This window comes from Pseudomonas sp. NPDC089428 (assembly GCF_044749325.1).
GTDB lineage: Bacteria > Pseudomonadota > Gammaproteobacteria > Pseudomonadales > Pseudomonadaceae > Aquipseudomonas.
Genome location: NZ_JBIVHT010000003.1, coordinates 35,667 through 54,642, shown reverse-complemented (window position 1 = coordinate 54,642; position 18,976 = coordinate 35,667). Strand labels below are relative to the sequence as shown.

The following is an 18,976-nucleotide window of genomic DNA, read 5'->3' as shown; positions in this document are numbered from 1 at the left end:
CTCAGGCGACCTCGGAACCTGGCACCACGGTTTCCAATTGCAGCGGGCGACGCGCACGGTATTTACGGGTCAGCCAGTACGCCAGGTAACACCAGACGATGAAGGGCAAGCCGAAATACAGGGCGACGCGTTGGGCCGGATCGAAGGCGATGCCGACGCAGGCCAGGACACAGCAGAAGATCGCCGCCAAGGGCACGAACGGGTAACCGCGCACGCGAAATTTAAGGTCTTCGAGCTTGCCCCCATGGGCGATGTAATGGCGACGGAAGGCCATCTGGCTGACGGCGATGCTGATCCACACCACCACCACCGCCAACCCGGAAATGGACACCAGCGCCAGGTAAATGGTATCGGGTGCAAACACGCTGCTGAGCAACGAAGCCATGCCGCCCGCCATGCTGAGCACGATGGCATTGAACGGCGTGCCGCGACGGGACAGCGAGGCATACCGGCGTGGCATGTTGCCTTGGTCGCTGAGGGTCCACAGCATGCGCGCGGCTGCATAAAGCCCAGAGTTGGCGGCGGACAGCAGCGCAGTGATGATCACGAAGTTCATGATGTCCGCCGCATAGGGGATACCAATCATTTCAAATACCATCACGAACGGGCTTTCCACCACACCGGCTTGCTCACGCGGCAACACGGTAGCCAGAACGAAGATGGTGCCGACAAAGAACAGCGCCAGACGCAGCACGGTGGTGCGAATCGCCTTAGGCACGTTCTTTTCAGGGTCACGGGTTTCGCCGGCGGCAATGCCGATCAGCTCGGTACCCGAGAAGGCGAACGCCACCGCCAGCAGGGTCATGGCGATCGACCAGAAGCCTGTGGGGAACAGCCCTTCACGCGTGAAGTTACCCAGCCCGGCACTGTGGGCCTGGGTAATTTCGAACACGCCCAGGATTGCGCCGCCGCCCACTACCAGAAAGGCAACCACTGCCAGTACTTTGATCAGTGACAGCCAGAATTCGGTCTCGGCAAACGACCGCACCGAGATGATATTGCTGATGAACACCGCCAACCCGAACAGCGCACTCCATATCCACACAGGTGTGTCGGGGAACCAGCGCACCATCAGAATGCCGGCGGCGGTGAATTCTGAACCGATGGCAACCGTCCAGGTCAGCCAGTACATCCAGGCCACCATGTAGCCAGTTCCCGGTCCGATGTAACGCGTGGCGTAGCTGCTGAACGAGCCGACCTCCGGCATGTGCACCGCCAGTTCGCCCAGGCACATCATCACCAGGTAGACCATGATCGCGCCAAGCACGTAGGCGATGACGGCCCCCAGGGGGCCCGCCTGGTTGACCGTGTAGCCTGATGTCAGGAACAAGCCGGTACCGATGACACCGCCCAGTGCCAGCATGACGATATGGCGGGTTTGCATATCCTGCTTGAAGCTATGCGCTGAAGCATTTCTCGTTGTCGTTGTCTGCAGGGACATTGTGGTTTTCTCATGAAAGTTGGCGGGCAAGGACGTTGCAACGACCTCGTCTTGGCAGAGCGAAGTGGATTGCCTTGCATATTGTTTTTGTTCGACTTCATGAAGTGGCACCCACGCAAGTAGTGGGTGCTACGCGTCGGCCTCAGGCCTGAACCGGGCAGGCGTGTGCGTCACCGTGCAATTCCATTGCGGCCAACTCCTGGCGCACCGATGCGCAGGCCTGCTGCAAATCTGCCAGCAGGTCCTCGGTCTCTTCGATACCCACCGAAATGCGCACCAGCCCTTCGGAAATCCCCAGGGCCAGCCGTTCTTCGAGGGTATTCTCGACATGGCTGGTGGTACGCGCCGGGCCGTATATGGTTTCAACCGCGCCCAGGTTGCCAGCCCGATGGGCATACTTCAGGCGCGGCAGCAGCCGCGCCACGGTGGGCATGCCGCCTTTGAGCACAAAGCTGACAATCGCGCCGAAGCCGCGCATTTGCGCCTTGGCGATTGCATGGCCAGGGTGCTGGGGCAACCCTGGGTAGTTGACCGTTTCAACCAGCGGTTCGCTGCTCAAGTAATGCGCCAGAGCCTGGGCACTGGCCTGTTGCTGACGCAGGCGCAAGGCCAGAGTCTTGATACCGCGGATGATCAGGTAGGCGGAAAACGGGTCCAGGGCTGCACCGTTGATCTCGCGGTAGTGGCGTACCTTGGCCATCAACGGCTCGGCCCCGCACACCATCCCACCCAGTACATCGCCATGCCCGGACAGAAACTTGGTAGCGCTGTGCACCACCACATCCACGCCCAGGGCCAGCGGGTTCTGGTTCAGTGGTGTAGCGAACGTGTTGTCGGCTACCACAAGTGCGCCGGCTTGTCGGGCGGCAGCGCTCAGGCGTTGAATGTCCAGTACCTTCAGGGTGGGATTGGTAGGGGTTTCCAGGTACAGGAGGTCGCAGCCTGCAGCAATCTCTCGCTCTAGCGCCTCGCTGTCGAGGGTGTCGCACAGGCAGACCTGCACACCCATGCGCGGCAGGAACTCTTCGAAGATCTTGTTTGTGCCGCCGTAACTGTCACGGGTCGACACCACCCGCTTGCCGCTGGACAGGAAGGTGTGCAGCACGGCACTGATGGCGGCCATGCCGCTGCTGAATGCCACGGCCGACTCGGACTGCTCCAGCTCGCACAGCTTCGCTTCCAGCGTGGCGACGGTCGGGTTGCTCATGCGGCTGTAGATGTAACCCGGCAACTTGCCCTGGGCCACGTCATACCAGGCATCGATGTCGTTGTAACCGTAGGCGGCGCTGACCACGATGGGGGTCTGGGTGGCGTTGTACGGGTGCTGGAGCTGCTCCCCGCCCCACACCACTCGCGTACCGACACCGGCCGCTGCAAGGCCCTGGTTTTTTTCGTTGTTGTTCATATACGGTTCCCGCACGGCTGAGTTGTATACGCCGATTGAGCATCGGCTGTCAGCGGACTATAGGGGCATGCCGGGGGGACTGAAAAACGATGGAATCCGGGCCTGAGTGGCGCTTTTTTTAATGGCTGGGGACCGGGCGGGCGCAACGGCCGCCCAGCCCCTTTCGGACCTCGGTCAACGTTGGCCGAACAACAGGCTGGCCACACCTAAAGCGCTTTCATTTCGGCAATATCCCGCACCACCTGATCTGCCGACTGGTCGAACATCGCCTGCTCCTGGGCATCCAGCGGCAACTCGATCACCCGGGCAATCCCCTCCTCTGCCAGCACGCAGGGAACCCCCATGGCGATATCGCTGCGCCCGTATTCCCCTTCAAGAATCGCAACCGCCGGCAGAATGCGGTTACGCCCATTGGCGATCGCATCCACCATCTGCGCAATGGCCACACCCGGTGCATCGCAAGCACTGCCGACCTTCTTCAAGCCCAGAATCTCGCCGCCACCTTTGCGTGTGCGTTCGACGATCTGCTCGATCTGCTCATCGGACAGGAAGTGCGACAGCGGCACCGACCCGATCTGGCAGTAACGCATCAGCGGCACCATGCTGTCGCCATGCCCGCCCAGCACCAGCGCCGTGATGTCCCGGGCCGAAAACCCCGTCTGCTCGGCAATGAAACACTTCATGCGCGCGGTATCCAGCACACCGGCCTGGCCGAATACCCTGCTGCGCCCCAGCTTGCTGAGCGAGCAGGCGCGATAGGTCAGCACATCGACCGGGTTCGACACCACCAGCACCGTCGCTGTCGGCGCATAACGATTGATGTCGTGCATGATGCCGTCGAGGATCGGCAGGTTGATGCTCAGCACGTCTTGCCGCGACTGGCCAGGCTTGCGCGGCACGCCTGCGGTAATCACCACCAGCTCCGACTCCTGCAGCATTTCGGCCTTGGCGCCACCCAGCACCTTGGTATCGGAACCTGACTCGACGGCCGCCTGCCAGATGTCCAGCGCCTTGCCCTGGGCCAGTTCACCCTGCACATCGAGCAACATCAGCTCACGGCAGTACTCTTCCCGGGCAATGATCTGCGCCGCCGCCTCGCCCACGATCCCGGCACCCACGATTGATAGCTTGTTCACCTGACACCTCCCAGCGGCGCGCGCCACCAGGAGCACGCCTGCGTATAGAGAGAAGTATTGCCTGCCAAGGCGAAAAGACCATGTGATGCGACCGCATGCTATTGACAGCATCCCACCGTCGCGGAAATACTTTGTAAAGATTCATATAGATGACCAAATAACAAGGTGAATCGCTCCATGACCGCACTGCCCAGCCCTACGCGCTTGCCCGGCGCGCCACCTCCGTCCGCCAGCCCCATTCCTCCGAAGTTCGAAGTTTGCGCATCCAGTCGGCCCTCCGCCCGCGACCGATAACGCCCCGCTACTGCCCGCGGAACCCCTGTCATGCCCGCAATGCCTGAGTGCCGCTAACGCGCCAGCCCAATCGAGATTCCCTGAATGACTCCCTTAGATATACAGCTGTTGCTGACCGCACTGGTCAGTGTCCTGGTGCTGGTAGCGCTCATCGTGTCCCGCCTCAAGATGCACCCGCTGCTGGCCTTGCTGGTGGTGTCCATTGGCGTGGGCTTTGCCACCCGCATGGAACCCGGCAGCATCGTTTCTCACCTGCTCACTGGCGCCGGCAAGACGTTGGGTGCGGTCGGGGTGGTGATCGCGCTTGGCGCGATGCTGGGCAAGATACTGGCTGACGCTGGCGTCACCGAGCAGGTCGCCGACGTGATCCTCAAGCGCACCTCGGACCGCATGATCCCGTGGGCCATGATGCTGGTTGCCTTTGTCATCGGCATTCCGATGTTCTTCGAGGTAGGCCTGGTGATCATGCTGCCGCTGATTTTCAGCGTGGCGCGCAAGCTGGAAGGCCAGGCTCGCTTCAAGGGCTCGGCGTACGTGTATGTCGGTGTGCCGGTGATTGCGGCGCTTGCCGCCATGCACGGCATGGTACCGCCGCACCCTGGCCCGTTGACCGCCATCGCCGTGCTCAAGACCTCGGTCGGGCCCACCATGCTCTATGGCTTCCTTGCGGCTATCCCGGCCATGATCCTGGGCGGCCCGCTGTATGGCCTGTTCATTGCGCCGCGCATGAGCACGCGGCCCGACCAGGCGTTGCTGGACCAGTTCACCCTGACTGAAAAAGCCGACAATCAACCCCGCCCCGGCGTGTTGATCGGCATGCTGGCCGCGTTGCTGCCGGCGATCCTGATGCTGGTGCACGCCGTCGCCGAGATGGTACTGCCCAAGGGCAATGCGATGCTGGAACTGGCCAGCTTCCTCGGCAACCCGCTGATCGCAATGCTGCTGGGCGTGCTGTTCGCCGGTGCGAGCCTGGTACTGGCGCGCGGCGGCGACGCCGAACAGCTGCGCGATGCGCTGGGCAAAAGCCTCAAGCCTATCGCCTCGATCATCATGATCATCGCCGGTGGCGGGGCCTTTCAGGAAATGCTGACCAGCGCCAAGGTGGGCGATGCCATCGTGCACCTCACCCAGCAGTCGGCCTTCCCGCCATTGCTGCTGGGGTGGCTGATCGCGATGTTGCTCTCGGTGTCTACCGGCTCTGCCACGGTGGGTATCGTAGGGGCTGCCGGGTTGCTGGCACCGCTTGCGGGTGCAGACCCTAGCCTCAACCTGCCTTTGCTGGCCTTGTCCATCGGTTGCGGTTCGCTGTTCTTCAACTACGCCAACCATGCAGGCTTCTGGATGGTTAAGGAGTCCTTTGGCATGACCATGGGTGAGGCCACCAAGACCATCTCGGTGGTGCAGTCCATCGTGGCGGTGGTCGGGTTGATCGTGGTGTTGATGCTGAATGCGGCGATTACCGTAGGTTGAACCGGACTTAAAAAAGGCGAGCCGGTTCGCCCGAAATCAGGGAACAAAATCCGCAAGCGCCGCCGACCCTGTAGGAGCTGGCTTGCCTGCGATGGGCTGCACAGCAGCCCCCTGCTGCCTCGACTGGAAAGACTGGCAAGAGTCGGACGAGAAAGCAGGCTGCGCAATCCATAACCTATGCCAAAAAACCCTGCAACAATCGCCGCACATTTTCCACTAGCGCAGACTCCCCCTTCCGCGGCGCAAGCAAGAAGAACCTGGCTTGCGCCAACCCCGGCATGCCAGCCCGGTAAGGCTCCACGCCATGCGGTACGGCACTCGCGTTAAGGCAGGCTATTCCAAGCCCTGCCCGCAACGCCGATTGCAGCCCCGCCACACCTGAAGTCGAATAAACGATCTCGTATTCCACCCCGGCGCGCTCCAACACCTGGCAGCTGTATTCCGACAATCCGCACCCGCTGATCGCGAGCAGTGGCAGCGGCTGGCCGGGCTCTGGAACCCAGCCGGCAGCGGCGACCCATTGCAGTGGTTCCTGCCTCACCTCAAAGGTGTTGGATGTGGACACGCGCTCGTTAAAACGCATGGCCAAGCCAATGTCCAGGTAGTCACTTGCCTGATCAATTTCCAGGCTCTTTTTCATAACCACGTGAAGTCGCAGCCGTGGATGCCATTCACGTAGTTTTTTCAGTAGGCCAGCGATGTCGTCGGGGCGGAAGTAATCGGTGATCGCCAGTCGTATCTCCCCTTCGAATTGTTCGCCTCGTACATCCGACAGCGCCCGCTCACCCAGGGTGAGGAGCTGCCGCGCATGGCGCACAAGACGCTCACCCGCAGGGGTGGGGCGAACGCCTTGCTTGCCTCGAATGAGCAACTCGACGCCAATGGCATCTTCCAGCTTGCGCAGCTGTTCGCTGATGGCGGAGGTTGAGCGAAACAGGGCCGGAGCGGCTGCAGAGATACTACCTGCGTCACAGACCGCCAAGTAGACGTGGAGCTGGGCAAGGTCGAGGTGGTACATACAGGTTCCGGATAAACAGGAAGATGAGCACTGATTTTCCCGCTTTTTAGGAACATGTTCAAAGGCTAAGTTACAGGCACATTCACTGACGAGGATGACTCAAATGCCTGGTATCACCCTGACCTTGTCCGGCGCGCCGAATGCTGCGTTGGCGTCCGACCTCAGCCACGAGCTGACTGAACTGACTGCACGCGTTCTGGACAAGCAGCCATCCCAAACGATGGTGATCGTTCGGTTCGTCGATGCTGGCTTGTGGTTTATCGACAGCGAATCGCTCGAGAGCTTACGGCGAAACAGCTTTCGCCTGGAGGTCACGATCACCGACGAAACGACAACTGTGGAGCAGAAACGGCAGTATCAGCGTGAAGCCTATGATTTGCTCTCGGGACGCATCGGGAATGTGCACCCTCATTCGAATGTCCACATCATAGACGTGCGCGCTACGGCTTATGGCTATGGCGGGGTGCCGCAAGCTGCAAAGCTATGGGGCTGAAAGAGGAATCAGGGGCGATTCACAACGCCCCTGAACACCCTGCTGCCCATCTGCTGCCTCACAGTTTTTCTGCTACCAGGGCATAACACATGGGTACCTGCACCACGCCCTGGGTGTAGACGTCGTACAGATCTTCCCGATTGGAATGCGCGTATTCGTTGAATGCGCGCAGCCTCAACCCCGCGCCCAACACCCCCATGAGCAGATCGCCCAGCCGGTGGATATGCCAGTAAGACCGCTGCCCGGTCGCCTCGCCCTTGCCCTCGTAAACAATCGCGCCCGTTTCGACCACCGGCTCGGTCTGGAAGTAGGAACCACTGATGCGCCACGGGTCGCTGGCTTCGGGATCGAGCATTTCCAGAAACGGGTGCGTCTCGTAAATCACCAGCGTCCCACCGGGTTTCAGCGTTCTGGCAACGTGGCTGAAGAACAGACCAAGGTCGGGCATCCAGTTCACAACACCGATGGTGATCAACGCGACATCGAAGCGCTCGTTGAGCGTGGCTGGCAGCGCGTGAATGTCGGCCTCGACGAACTCAGGCGAATACTGGGATCGCTCGGCCAGCTCCTGCGCTTGCTTGAGAAACGCCGAAGACTGATCGACACCCACCACTTCCAGTGCGCCAAGGGCAAACAGCGAAAGCACTTCGCGGCCATTGTTGCAGCCCAACTGGATAACCGACTTGCCTGTTACGCCTACCTGCTGCAACTGTTCAGTCAGGGTCGAATCCAGGCACGAAAAGCCTTTATCCGCCACGGCGTCGGTAAGCCGAGCCCACTCGGCGCTGCGCCGGTGGTGGTCGGCGGAGGCATTCCAGGCGTCACGGTTGCTGGTGATGACATCCTTGTGCGAAACCATCTTGAACCTCGTCATTGCTCGCTGAGGTTCTGACATTAGCAGCTGCGCCAGCCGTAGGCTGGCGACAGCGTTGCTTTCATTAGTCGACCAGGTGACTAAGTTCGTTGGGATCGATCATCTTCCCGCATTGCTCACTGGCCAGCCGGCTGATGATCCGGATCGCCTGGTGAATGCCAGCGGTGTTGCGAAAGCTCAGGTGAGGGTTGTGTTCGCACTCCAGCACTTCATCGTGCTGGACCAAGGCTTCGCCGAGCAGTTCTAGGGTCCAGGCGTAGCTTTGGATGGTGGATAAGCGTTCCTGGTCAGTCATGGGGCACCTGCCTGGGTTGGGAGGTGGGGCGAGCCAGGTCGCAGATTGGGTAGAAGCGGTGAGGTTTCGGGGCCGGCGCGGGGCGGCGGCGGAGAACGGATGCGAGGATCCTGAACGGATTTCTGGTGGTCATGCATGAGTTCCTTTCGTTGTGGAACTGCCACCGCTCGCGGCCAAGCAAGTTTAGGTGGCAGCAGTACGCGGGTTGGCCGACCGGGACGAAAGGAGCCCGGCACACCCGAAGGTGTCCCGCGCACCACCGCCATAACGCGACATCGCGGGCACAAAAAAAGCGCCTGCGATGAAGATTGGGCGCTGCTGCGCCTTTCGATTCCGACCGGCCAAGGTCGCATCGCCGATGCTTCGGCGACTGGGGCAATTTATCTCTATGGGCCAGCTTGCGCAAGGGCGCGTGGGGTGTTCTGAGGCCATACGTTTTGTAGGAAGAATGCAGGTCTTTATGCTCCTCAGGCGGGACAGGTGAGCCTCAACGAGGTCGGTGAGGTCGGCGAGAAGTACGTCGGGGCTGGTTGCCAGGATTACTCTCAGGTGACGAAATCACTATCTCGAAAATTTTGAGCTATTGCCCCTTAAACATTGGGCCAAACTGAAAATCTGGAAATCGGTTATCTCAAAAGCTATCAATTTTTAAGTGGAAAACTGCGAACTCGAAAGCCGAGCTGGTGGGATAAGCCCCAGGGTGTACAGCCTCAAAATCCTGCGGAAGGTGGATTTTTCTAGATTCCAGAAAGCGGAGTAACAGCTTGGATTTTGACCGCGTCCCGGTAGGGTCAAACCACCTGTTTTTCGGCAATCTGTTTCAGCGGTCGCACGGAAAATCGCATCAACCGAGAAACAAAAAAGGCCTGCATCGCTGCAAGCCTTGATATGTGGTGCCGGAGACAGACGGACGGTTGTTGGCCGTGAGGGCCCGGTTTTCGCGGGGCTGGAATTTAGTAGAATTTTTGACATACCTAATAGGGTGTCTACAAATAAATCAGCTAGTTATAGCTTTCCGTGGAATCGAACCTGGACTTTTTTAGCTCTTTTGATTGACGTGCCCAGCGAGGGTGTGCCACCTCAGCCTGTTATTTTAGGATGGAGCGAAGCTTCACCAATACTTTCTCACCGGGAGGCGAGAACTACCGAACTTTTTTGCCTTGAGCGTCTGAGGCACCTTATCCATTTCAGAAAAGGGATCGTACGCTTCCCGGTGCCAACGATTGAAACCTGTGCGGTACTACCAGTACATCATGAACAGGAGCACCACTCCCTTTCAGGACTGTGCGAATTGCTGGGCAAGGAAACGAAGCACAGCGTGGAGATTCTCAAGCCCCTGCGGCGAGAAGAGATCTCCGCCTGTATCCGCTTTGTGGTAGTGCTCCGCCAGGAACAGCCCATATTGATCCTTGCTGGGTGATGCACTCAGACCCAGCTTCCTCTGTGCGACCGCAAAGCTATCCCGGCCCACCAGGGCTTCCAGCGCCATGGATCCGTAGGCGGCATCGATATCTGCAAAGGTCATTACGGACGAATCGGGCAAGAGCCACTTCTTCCGATATCGATCACGTGCCTCTCGACCGGCCTTGTCATCATCCAAGAGGACAATAAATTTTTCGCCTCGCCCCATGAGCAAACTGATCAGGTTCCCGGACGAGCTCGAACCGACACCCGGGACGATCGTGAAATTAATCGCGATGTCACACGTGTTCGAGGCCGCCTTGAAGGCATAGTAGTCAGAGATCCCCTCTACGATGACGAAGGGCGACGTGCCAACGATCTCAGGAACCACATACTGCAGCCTTTCTACTACCGGCTGGAAGTGATGGCTCCTTGTCGGGTAACTGTCGAGAAATTGCTTGTACTTGATCGCGGCGATTTCAGCCGGCAAAAACTCAAGGTCATACCCGTCAACATCATCATGCTTGGCAGCGCGGTTCTCTACGATGTAGGCGCCTGAGAGCCACCGGGGATCGACCATGTGATGACTGTGTGTGGAGTAAATGATCTTGTCGCCACCGCCAATCATTTTCTCAAAATACGTCAGCAGCTCAACCTGAGCGCGAGCGTGCAGGTTGGCGGCTGGCTCGTCGAATACATAAATGGTTTTGCGCTTGCTGTCATCCAGCTTGAAGCCCGTGAGGAGCAAAAAGGTGAAGAACCACCTGAAGCCAATGGAGCGCTCACTGATCTTGTAGTCCGAGTCACCGTTACTGACAGCAAAGGACACCATGGCCGTAGGTGTATCAGCCCCGGTGACAGACCACTGCAACTCGACCCGCCTGGCTGTTGTATCGCGCGAGAATACCTGCCACCAGCCACCAATCACCTCGCTCGTCAGGGCCTGGGAGACCTTCTTGAATACCGCGTCGATCTGACTCTTTTCATGGCTTCGATAAAAGGTATCGAGCCACTGAGCGCCATGTTTTTCACGGTACTGCGCGATACGGTTATTGATGTGCTCATCTACATCGTGGTCGGCATACGCAATAATCTTCTCCACGATTTCCCGGTAGTGACGCTGCTCGTAACTCTCCCCCTGGAACGGGGCCAGTTCAATTTCCTCGGGCACGTTGATCAGAAACGTGGGGAAATAGGCGATCGTGGGGACGCCTTCTACCACCAACTCTACAATCGGCCCCCACACATCCTCCTCAGGATTATCTGGGTGCGCATAGGGCTCAAAGTCTTCTTCCCCGGGCCGTTTGACGTTCAACTCCAGGCCGAGGCTGCCGCTACTTTCACCGTTAGGATCATTTGCAAAGCTTATTTCCTTTGCAATCCGAAACTTTCTGCCCAAGGCCTCGACATCTACCTCATATCCGAACTCTTCTGTCAGCTCTTTGATCGCCATTATTTCTGCTTCGTCCAGCTGCACCGTGGCGGCGACGGACACTACGCCCTTGAACGAGCCCTTCTGGCTGGCAGGAATGAACGTAAATTCTTTGTGATTTTCTGTACTGAAGGTGTACAGACTGGAGACTGACTTATCGCTACTTACAAATTGCGATATCGCTTCGAGAATAGTGGTTTTACCACTTTCGTTAAGGCCTATGAGCATCACGATCGGCGTATCGATCTTGCCTGAGAGCTCAATGCGCGTACTGACAATGCCTTTGTAGTTCTTAATCTCAAAATCGAGGATTTTTGACATCAGCGAACACTACCCTGTGTTAGCACGAACTGAGCCACGCTAGCTTTAACCGCTAAATTTGGCATGCTTGAGCCCTGAACGTGACACCAACAGCCCTCGGCTACCTATTGGCAAATTGGATCCGGCAGGGTTAGAGTGCTGGCACTCTAGCATTAGTCAAACCGCTGTCAACAGCCATCGATTTGACGCCAAGATTGCACCGCGTTGTTTCACATAGGGATATTGGGGAACGTAATGTCAGGTTCAGATGGCAAGCTTTTCCGGGACTACACAGCGGGAGCTCCGACAGAGATCGCGTGTGACAGGCTTTTCCTGCAGACTCATCTCGCCTCTCCGAAGGCCGATGTGGTCGAGCAGTTCGATGTCGGTGACACCTTGCAGATGACCGTGGGATATGCCGGTAATGAGCTTTCCGCGCTCGCCGTCTGGAACGGCCAGACTGCAGGAGGCATCGCATCGCCCAAAGCGATCCGGTTAATCACCTGCATCGAGAACGGTACGAGCTACGAGGCGCGTGTGACGGCCAAAGTTGGCGGCCAAGTGGCGCTCAAGATCTCTCCGATCAAGCAGGAGTGATTTGATGATCAGCGTATCTGGCGGCGTCTACTACGAACAATGCATGTGCCCCACGTGGCAGGAACTGTTCGGCTCGGGTGGTCGGGCTGCTACGGCGATCGCGCGCCTGGGCGGGTCGGTAAACCTCACGACCTACACGGACAGCACGGCAGAATCGATCCTTCGCCTGCGAGCGGCCCTGGAGGGTTTCACCCTGGAGCCCCAGGCCATCGATCACAGCCTGCAGTTCCGCTACAGCCATGGATTGTCCAAACCTTCCATTCACCCGGCCCCCAAGCGCCAAACCAGTCTGCAGGTGACGGCCAGGAACGTCGTGCGCTTCGGCTTTCTGGAGGGTGATTGCGTGGTCGACGCTCACAAGGCGGTTTACGACCCACAGAGTTCCTACTACCCAGCACCCTTTCATGAAAATGGCTCCAGGGCTGAGCGGTTGGCACTCATCCTGAACAGGAGCGAGGCTGAAGCTCTGCATGGCAGCAGCGTGGCGAACACAGCTGACCTCGCACGCGCGTTATCCAAATCCCATCATGCCGAAATTGTCATCATCAAGATGGGCCCTGCCGGTGCGCTCCTCTTCCACGAAGATCGGACACACCACATCCCCTCTTTCGTGACCCCCAAAGTCTGGAAGGTGGGCTCAGGAGATGTGTTCGTGGCCACCTTTGCCTACTTCTGGCTTGAGGACGACCTGGCGCCACTGGAAGCGGCCCTGCATGCTTCACGGGCAACCGCCTATTACTGCGAATCCCAGGGCTTTGCTTCCAAGGCAGAGCTCAGCACGTACACCCCTGATGCAGCCAGCGTCCCGAAAAAGTCGAAGAGCGGCAAAGAGCCCCTGGTGTACCTGGCGGGCCCGTTCTTCTCGCTGTCACAACTCTGGTTGATTGAAGAGGCGCGCGGCCAGCTGCTGGAGATGGGGCTGAATGTGTTCTCTCCGGTGCACGATGTCGGCCATGGGTCGGCAGAAGATGTCGTGCACAAGGATCTCGACGCCATCCATGAGTGCGATCTGATGCTGGCCATCGGTGACGGCCTGGATGCTGGGACGATCTATGAGATCGGCTACGCGTGCGCGCTCAAGAAGCCCGTCATCATGTACGTGGAGAATGAGTCTGAAGAAGATCAGAAAATGATGGTCGGTTCAGGCTGCATCATCACCGATGACTTCGTCACGGCCATTTACCAGACCGCCTGGAAGGCAGCAGAACTGTGAAGCGCGCTCTTCTTCTTTCAGGGGGTATGGACTCCCTCGCCGTCGCCTGGTGGCTTCGTCCCGAGATTGGTATCACGCTCGACTACGGACAATTGGCTGCCGAGGCGGAGATCTCCGCGTCCACCACCCTCTGCAAACAGCTCGGTATCGAGCACCACGTGATCTCGATCGATTGCCGCGCTGTCGGCTCCGGCGATATGGCCGGTGGCAAGGCTGACGCACACGCACCGGCCAGTGACTGGTGGCCCTATCGCAACCAGATGCTCGTCACCCTGGCGGCCATGAAGGCCATCAGCCTGGGCGTGAAAAAGCTCTACCTGGGTACCGTGAAGTCCGATGGATCACACCGCGATGGCACACCGGAGTTCATCTCCGCCATCAATCAGCTGATGGTCATCCAGGAAGGTGAAATGACCGTGGAAGCGCCTGCGATTCATCTGAGCACGTTTGAGTTAGTCAAAGAGGCCAATGTCCCCTCTTCGATGCTCGCCTGGGCTCACAGCTGCCACAAATCCAACGTCCCCTGTGGTAACTGCCGAGGCTGCTTCAAGTACTTTGAGGTTTGGCACGAGATCGAAAATGGACTGGATCAATCTCAGTAGCCCAGCGGTTAGAGCAGAGCCAGGGCACTATCAGCCATTCACCTGGCCGGATGGCACCTTCCACGCGCTGCCCGAGATAGAGGATGTCGACGACACCGGCATCCTCGCCCTTCTCGACCATAGGCGCACCCGGCGCACGTTCAATGCCTTGAGCATTGATCAGCTGGGCCAGTTGCTGTGGCGCAGTACGCGTACGCAGGCCATCGCAGAATCAGACTATGGCTTCGATCTGGAACTGCGGCCCACACCCTCAGCCGGTGCCATCCACCCCATTCACATCCTGGCCTACCTCCCCGATTCGCCAAACTGGTGCCGCTACGACAGTCGCCGGCACGGCCTTGTCGAGCTACCGGGATCAGCGCAGGCCTTCGCAGGATTGGCAGAGCAGTGCGAGCAAAGCCTGCCCGGCGAGCAGGCGACACGGTTACTGTTGGTGGCTGAACCCGGGAAGACGGCGGCCAAGTACCAGCATGGCGAAAGTCTGATCTGGCGAGATGCCGGAGCACTCCTGGCGATCATGGCGGTGATAGCAGAGGCCTTGGACTACGCGTTCTGCCCCCTGGGAATTACGGGAGAGCCCTGGGCTGGCCAAGTTGCCCCCTCAGATTTACTCACGGGCGTAGGTGTTGCCCTGGTGGGCGGGCCGGCACCGAAGGGCTAGGCGGCCTTCAAACCCGCTTCGCTCAACAGGCCGTGAACGACGGATGGCGCAGACATCATCTGGTACCACATCAGTGCGTCGAGCCTGGATGGCCGAACATCGATAGCTTTGCTCAGGGCAAGGAACTCCGCTTCCAGCTGCAGGTAATGCCGCTCGACCGTGAGGCCGGACGAGAAAAAACCCGCCAGTGCCCCGGCGCGCAAGATGTGGATATCCAGGATCGCGACATCATCGGCATCAAGCCAGTTGCGGGCAATCCAAGACGCAGTCTTATAGCCGATGCCCGGCAGCTCCAGCAGCCAGTCCCGAAGCGCTCGCCCGGAGCTCAATGGATAGCCCCCTACACTCAGAGCAACAAGCGCGGCATGCAGGTATCGCGCTTTCTGTTTGGCAAAGCGGTAGCGTACGGAGCGGCTGCCGATTTTCAATGGAATGGTAAGCCATTCTTGAAGTTGGGCCTCACTGGGCACTTCACCTTCAAATGCACCGAGGTTTTTCAGGTGGCCGAATGCCGCCAGGCCGACGTTTGCGGGGATACCGTGACCGCCCAGCAGGCACGCGCCGATTTCCTCCGCCAACGTGGCACCGAGCTTGTAGTTGATCGGCTCATGTTCTTGGTCGTTTGCCCAGACCTGATAGGCCCAGTATGCCGGAGTCGGGAACGCCTCGATCAATCCCCAGGAAACGCCAGGCAGCACTTCACTCATGGCATCGGGGAAATCGCGGCTGTAGAGCTTGGAGTCGACGAACACAACACCGTTTTGCATTACCGGGCCTCCTGAACGGAGCCATAGGTCTGCGTGATCCAGCGCAGGAAATCGCTGCGCTCTACCGGATCCATCGCAGAAACACGGTCGCGGAGCCTGGATTGGCGTCGGGCAATGGTCTGCCGCTCGCGGAACGTGTCACCTAAGTAACGACTGTCGTGAAGCTCTTCTGGGGCAGCGTAGTTCATCCAGACGCACTCCTCCCTGACATCCGTGTGCGTCTTGCCCATAAACGTCACCTTCCTCCATCCGTGGAGCGTTTCGTTGTACAGAGCACTGTCGTAGCCGGAAATCATGACCTTGCACGGCACGCTGCACAGCGTGGAAAGCAGCTGCTCATGCTGGGCCTGGTCATATTCGAAACGGTAGATTTTGGCGCGACGACGCGTCTCTGTGACATACGGAGGATCAGCATAGATCAGCTCGGTGCCGTCGTACGTGAAACTGCTCAGGTAGCTCGTAGCATCACCCTGAACGAGCTCAAGGCCTTCTACTGAGTGATCAGCCCAGGCGCCATGAACGGCTGGATCGACGTCTACGCCGATATTACGGGTCGCAGGTTTCTTGTGGCGCAGGACAGCGCCCGCGCCCAAGTGCGTCTCGATGTAGGTCTGATGCGGAGGCATCAGGTTGATCAAGCGCTGGTAGCACTTGCCTTTCCCGCCTGGATATCTCATGCACACATCATCGTCAAAAGTGACGATGATGTCAATAGAGTGCTTGGGCCGGTCTCGTGAGGCGCCTTGGTGAGCGCCTATGAGCGCTCAGCGAATCTTCTCTTCCACGAACCTGTCTTCTGGGAAGAAGGAAGCGATCTTGATGATCGCGTTGGCCAAGAAAGGTTGAGGATTGATGTAGTCAAAGCTGTAGCGGCCCGAGCAGTAATTCACACCCCAAAAACCCTTCTTCTTACCTTTTGGCCGCCACCACATCTCCCCGGCAATCCGGGCGGCCTGTAATCCCGTCATGCTCGGGTGACCGCGTTTTGGATCTTTCAGATCCTCAGCAACGAATAAGCTACCGTCTTTCCCGATCGCCCATATCAGGTTTTTCGTCTTTGGATTTTTGACGACCTGAGAGAACTCCCGCACCAAGGTTCGTTCCTTAGCCAGCGGGTCGAATCGCTCGATCGCGGTATGGTTGGCCCCTTTCCCCTCAGCGGTGATTTCGCTTTTTTCAAGCCGCTTCGGAGCACGTAACTTGCCGTAGGTCGTGTTCAAGTAATTTGCGTAATCTTGGTCTTGCTTGGCCAACACCTTCAAGAATGAGCTGTAGAAGTGCTCAACATCGACGTACTGAGCGTTCGCCTTCTGATCCCTGAACCATCTGAGGAACAGAGCACCGAACAACAAGTCGTGTTCATAAATCGCTGATACAGCATCCCCCAAAGGCGTATCCGTAGCATCGAGCAACACCTTCAACACCTTTCGCTCCCCCCAGTACAGGTCGATGCTCCACTGGAGACGAGCCATTGGGGTGGTGAGGACGCTCAACTTGTGAGCGTTCCAGCGCTCGATGGCTTCGGGGGTTGCAACAGGGGTCTCGGCGCCGGCATCAAGCGTATCCCCTTCGACGTAGCCAATGGGTCGCCCGGTAATCTCATCGCGAATCTGCGAAATGGACGCGAGTTTGATCGAGTGCGAGCACTTTTCAGGCTTGAGCGTGGAGTTCTTGCAAATGCCCTCCATCCAACGTTCCAGATGGCTCAGAATGGTTTCTGCAGTCCCGTACGCATACTTGAAATCGAGGCGGGCTTTCTTGTCAGCTGGAACGATGCCGAGGTCGGGCACAAGGATTTCGTGGGGGGGCAGCCAGTCTTGGGCTTTTTCACTCCACTGACTAAACTCCAAAGCCCAGCGGTCGTGGAGCAGCGCCCTTACCTCGTTGGAGGCTACAGATCCAATGTCTTCTTGAGCTTGGATGAATGCTTGCGCAGGCACAATTTTCGCCCGTGCGTAAGGGCCTAGACGATCGTCGTGAACGTAGAGCCATTCTTTATCATCTCGGAAGTCGTATCCCACCAGCGTTACCGCATGGCCACCTTTCAGGCACATCGGTTGGCCAGTGGAAGTCGTCATTTCGAGCTTCAGTTCTTCGCGCTCAGCTTCGTCAAGCTCATCGAATTCTCCCAATACCTCCAGAGCCTCAGCTTCTTTCATTTCCTTGTCTGCAGCGGAGGTGCTTTCCGGCCCGTAAACAACGCCTGCCAGGATGATCGGCAAGTCACTGTCGATATGGGAAGAGGCGTAGCTGTGGAACCAGCCCTGGTTTTCAGTCGTGAGTGTGGTGGAGTGATAACGAAGCCCCTGAACGTCGAGCGAACGCTGGATCTGTTTGTGCGTGAGATGCTTGTTCGGGAATCCGTTGTGTGAGCCATCCACAAAATTGAGTGCAGCGGTGGTGATCTCACTGCACGATGGGACAGATTTTACATCGCGCCCTGGAAGGGCGTGCAGAGCAGCCCAGATCGCAGTAGTCGCGCAGGCGGCGACTACCTTGTCCTGCTCTTGGAAGGCAATCGAATTCACATGCAGCTTGATGCCAAACAGATTGACGTCATAGCGCTTGGCAATTTTCTTCTTGGTACCTGGCCCGGTGCCGTGATCACCGGCGATGCGTAGGCATGTCTTCCCAATGAAGGTCTTTTCGAGTGGCTTTATCACGACAAAGCCAAGGTAATTGTCTTGCAGCGAAGCACGGGATAGGTCTTGGCGAGCGCTGTCGATCATCATGCGATCAAGCGACTTATGGTCGAGCTTGCAGCCGAAGAAATGTAGCCGCCCACAAATCTGACCATCGTTACGGAAACGCTTTAGGTAGTAGCGCGAATAGTCTTCTAGGAAGTCGCGATCGGTGTACCGAGGCTCAAGCAGAATCGACTTGGCGCCGATGTGGCAGAGGTAATTGTAGAGGTACTTGACCTGCTCTTTGTCAAAGATCTGCAGGTATTCGTAGCCAAAGCATTCGCGAATCAGGGCGCTCAGCGTTTCGGCCTGAAATTCCGTAACGAGGTATGGAGTCATTGTTCTATGCGCAAAAAAAAGCAGCCACGAAGGGCTGCTTTTAGGTCAGAAAAAAATCAGAGGCTGCAGGTACGAGCAAGCATCTCATCAGTCACGGCTTGGGCTTTGGCCTGTTTGGCAAGGATCCTGGTCATCACGAAGGTACGGGCTCGCGCCTTTCGTAGACGCTCCTCTTCCGTAGCGCCCATGTGTTTCCTGGCCTTCTCATACAAAAGCTCAACGCTCATTTTTCTTTCCCTCTTTCCCACATTCCTAGTGGTCGCGGTCTTACTACGGTACGTGTCTGGTACGGTATGGTCTTACTGCACAGCTGGTGCGGTCTTACTGACTAGCGGTCTTACTGGTTTGGACGCTCACGGTGCCAAAGCATGCGCTACCGGTGACGATTCGCGAAGGCGGCGGATTATACGAATCCACCAGGATCAACGTCAGTACCCCTCGCAGGTGCCCGACGGACGGCATCCTTCACACTTCGACAAAACGCTTGTTCAAATGTTCATCCAACCGAACACCCTAATGCCCTGCCAGGTGTCCTTGCTGCACTGATGCGGGTC

At 58.1% G+C, this 18,976-nt stretch carries 16 protein-coding genes; 6 read left to right on the top strand and 10 right to left on the bottom strand.

Features of this window, described 5'->3' with window-relative positions:
* Position 1: 1 nt before the first annotated feature.
* The 3 genes from ACIPZ5_RS06605 to ACIPZ5_RS06595 form a co-directional block, all read right to left on the bottom strand.
* Positions 2–1,441, bottom strand: coding sequence for an amino acid permease (locus ACIPZ5_RS06605; protein ID WP_400807404.1), 1,440 nt, complete (start codon positions 1,439–1,441; stop codon positions 2–4).
* A 142-nt stretch (positions 1,442–1,583) separates the two neighbouring features.
* On the bottom strand, positions 1,584–2,846 hold the full coding sequence (locus ACIPZ5_RS06600; protein WP_400807402.1) for a cystathionine gamma-synthase family protein: 1,263 nt from the start codon (positions 2,844–2,846) through the stop codon (positions 1,584–1,586).
* A 206-nt stretch (positions 2,847–3,052) separates the two neighbouring features.
* On the bottom strand, positions 3,053–3,982 hold the full coding sequence (locus ACIPZ5_RS06595) for a malate dehydrogenase (protein WP_400807400.1): 930 nt from the start codon (positions 3,980–3,982) through the stop codon (positions 3,053–3,055).
* 378 nt (positions 3,983–4,360) lie between these two features.
* On the opposite strand from ACIPZ5_RS06595, the gene ACIPZ5_RS06590 reads away from it, so the two are divergent.
* Positions 4,361–5,746, top strand: coding sequence for a GntP family permease (locus ACIPZ5_RS06590; protein ID WP_400807398.1), 1,386 nt, complete (start codon positions 4,361–4,363; stop codon positions 5,744–5,746).
* Between the two features lie 175 nt (positions 5,747–5,921).
* Here the strand turns inward: ACIPZ5_RS06590 and ACIPZ5_RS06585 are convergent, their stop codons facing one another.
* Positions 5,922–6,764 (bottom strand): LysR family transcriptional regulator, encoded by an 843-nt coding sequence (locus ACIPZ5_RS06585; protein WP_400807396.1) that lies wholly within the window; start codon positions 6,762–6,764, stop codon positions 5,922–5,924.
* A gap of 103 nt (positions 6,765–6,867) precedes the next feature.
* Between ACIPZ5_RS06585 and ACIPZ5_RS06580 the strand changes: the two genes are divergently transcribed.
* On the top strand, positions 6,868–7,257 hold the full coding sequence (locus ACIPZ5_RS06580; protein WP_400807394.1) for a 4-oxalocrotonate tautomerase family protein: 390 nt from the start codon (positions 6,868–6,870) through the stop codon (positions 7,255–7,257).
* Between the two features lie 58 nt (positions 7,258–7,315).
* On the opposite strand, the gene ACIPZ5_RS06575 is transcribed toward ACIPZ5_RS06580, so the two are convergent.
* The 3 genes from ACIPZ5_RS06575 to ACIPZ5_RS06565 all read right to left on the bottom strand — a co-directional run bounded on the left by ACIPZ5_RS06575 (position 7,316) and on the right by ACIPZ5_RS06565 (position 11,580).
* The gene (locus ACIPZ5_RS06575; RefSeq protein WP_400807391.1) at positions 7,316–8,116 is read right to left on the bottom strand and encodes a class I SAM-dependent methyltransferase; all 801 of its coding nucleotides are present in this window, start codon (positions 8,114–8,116) and stop codon (positions 7,316–7,318) included.
* A 79-nt stretch (positions 8,117–8,195) separates the two neighbouring features.
* Complete coding sequence (locus ACIPZ5_RS06570; RefSeq protein WP_261942597.1) at positions 8,196–8,426, bottom strand: hypothetical protein; 231 nt, start codon at positions 8,424–8,426, stop codon at positions 8,196–8,198.
* A 1,276-nt stretch (positions 8,427–9,702) separates the two neighbouring features.
* Positions 9,703–11,580, bottom strand: a complete 1,878-nt coding sequence (locus tag ACIPZ5_RS06565) for an ATP-dependent nuclease (protein WP_400807388.1) — start codon at positions 11,578–11,580, stop codon at positions 9,703–9,705.
* Between the two features lie 234 nt (positions 11,581–11,814).
* On the opposite strand from ACIPZ5_RS06565, the gene ACIPZ5_RS06560 reads away from it, so the two are divergent.
* Genes ACIPZ5_RS06560 through ACIPZ5_RS06545 form a run of 4 tightly spaced genes read left to right on the top strand, consistent with a single transcriptional unit; the run spans position 11,815 to position 14,632 of the window.
* On the top strand, positions 11,815–12,156 hold the full coding sequence (locus ACIPZ5_RS06560) for a hypothetical protein (protein ID WP_400807386.1): 342 nt from the start codon (positions 11,815–11,817) through the stop codon (positions 12,154–12,156).
* 4 nt (positions 12,157–12,160) lie between these two features.
* A complete protein-coding gene (locus ACIPZ5_RS06555) occupies positions 12,161–13,369 on the top strand; it encodes a PfkB family carbohydrate kinase (protein WP_400807384.1) in 1,209 nt (402 codons plus the stop codon).
* Positions 13,366–13,971, top strand: coding sequence for a 7-cyano-7-deazaguanine synthase (locus ACIPZ5_RS06550; protein WP_400807381.1), 606 nt, complete (start codon positions 13,366–13,368; stop codon positions 13,969–13,971). Before ACIPZ5_RS06555 ends, ACIPZ5_RS06550 begins: the two co-directional genes overlap by 4 nt.
* Positions 13,949–14,632 carry a hypothetical protein gene (locus ACIPZ5_RS06545; protein ID WP_400807378.1) on the top strand — a complete coding sequence of 228 codons (684 nt, stop codon included), beginning with the start codon at positions 13,949–13,951 and terminating at the stop codon, positions 14,630–14,632. Before ACIPZ5_RS06550 ends, ACIPZ5_RS06545 begins: the two co-directional genes overlap by 23 nt.
* Here the strand turns inward: ACIPZ5_RS06545 and ACIPZ5_RS06540 are convergent.
* The 3 genes from ACIPZ5_RS06540 to ACIPZ5_RS06530 form a co-directional block, all read right to left on the bottom strand.
* Complete coding sequence (locus ACIPZ5_RS06540; protein ID WP_400807377.1) at positions 14,629–15,399, bottom strand: 8-oxoguanine DNA glycosylase; 771 nt, start codon at positions 15,397–15,399, stop codon at positions 14,629–14,631. The genes ACIPZ5_RS06545 and ACIPZ5_RS06540 overlap by 4 nt on opposite strands.
* Complete coding sequence (locus ACIPZ5_RS06535; protein WP_400807375.1) at positions 15,399–16,037, bottom strand: DNA adenine methylase; 639 nt, start codon at positions 16,035–16,037, stop codon at positions 15,399–15,401. Before ACIPZ5_RS06535 ends, ACIPZ5_RS06540 begins: the two co-directional genes overlap by 1 nt.
* 126 nt (positions 16,038–16,163) lie before the next feature.
* Entirely contained in the window at positions 16,164–18,422 is a 2,259-nt protein-coding gene (locus ACIPZ5_RS06530; protein ID WP_400807372.1) for a hypothetical protein, read from the bottom strand.
* Positions 18,423–18,976: the final 554 nt, after the last annotated feature.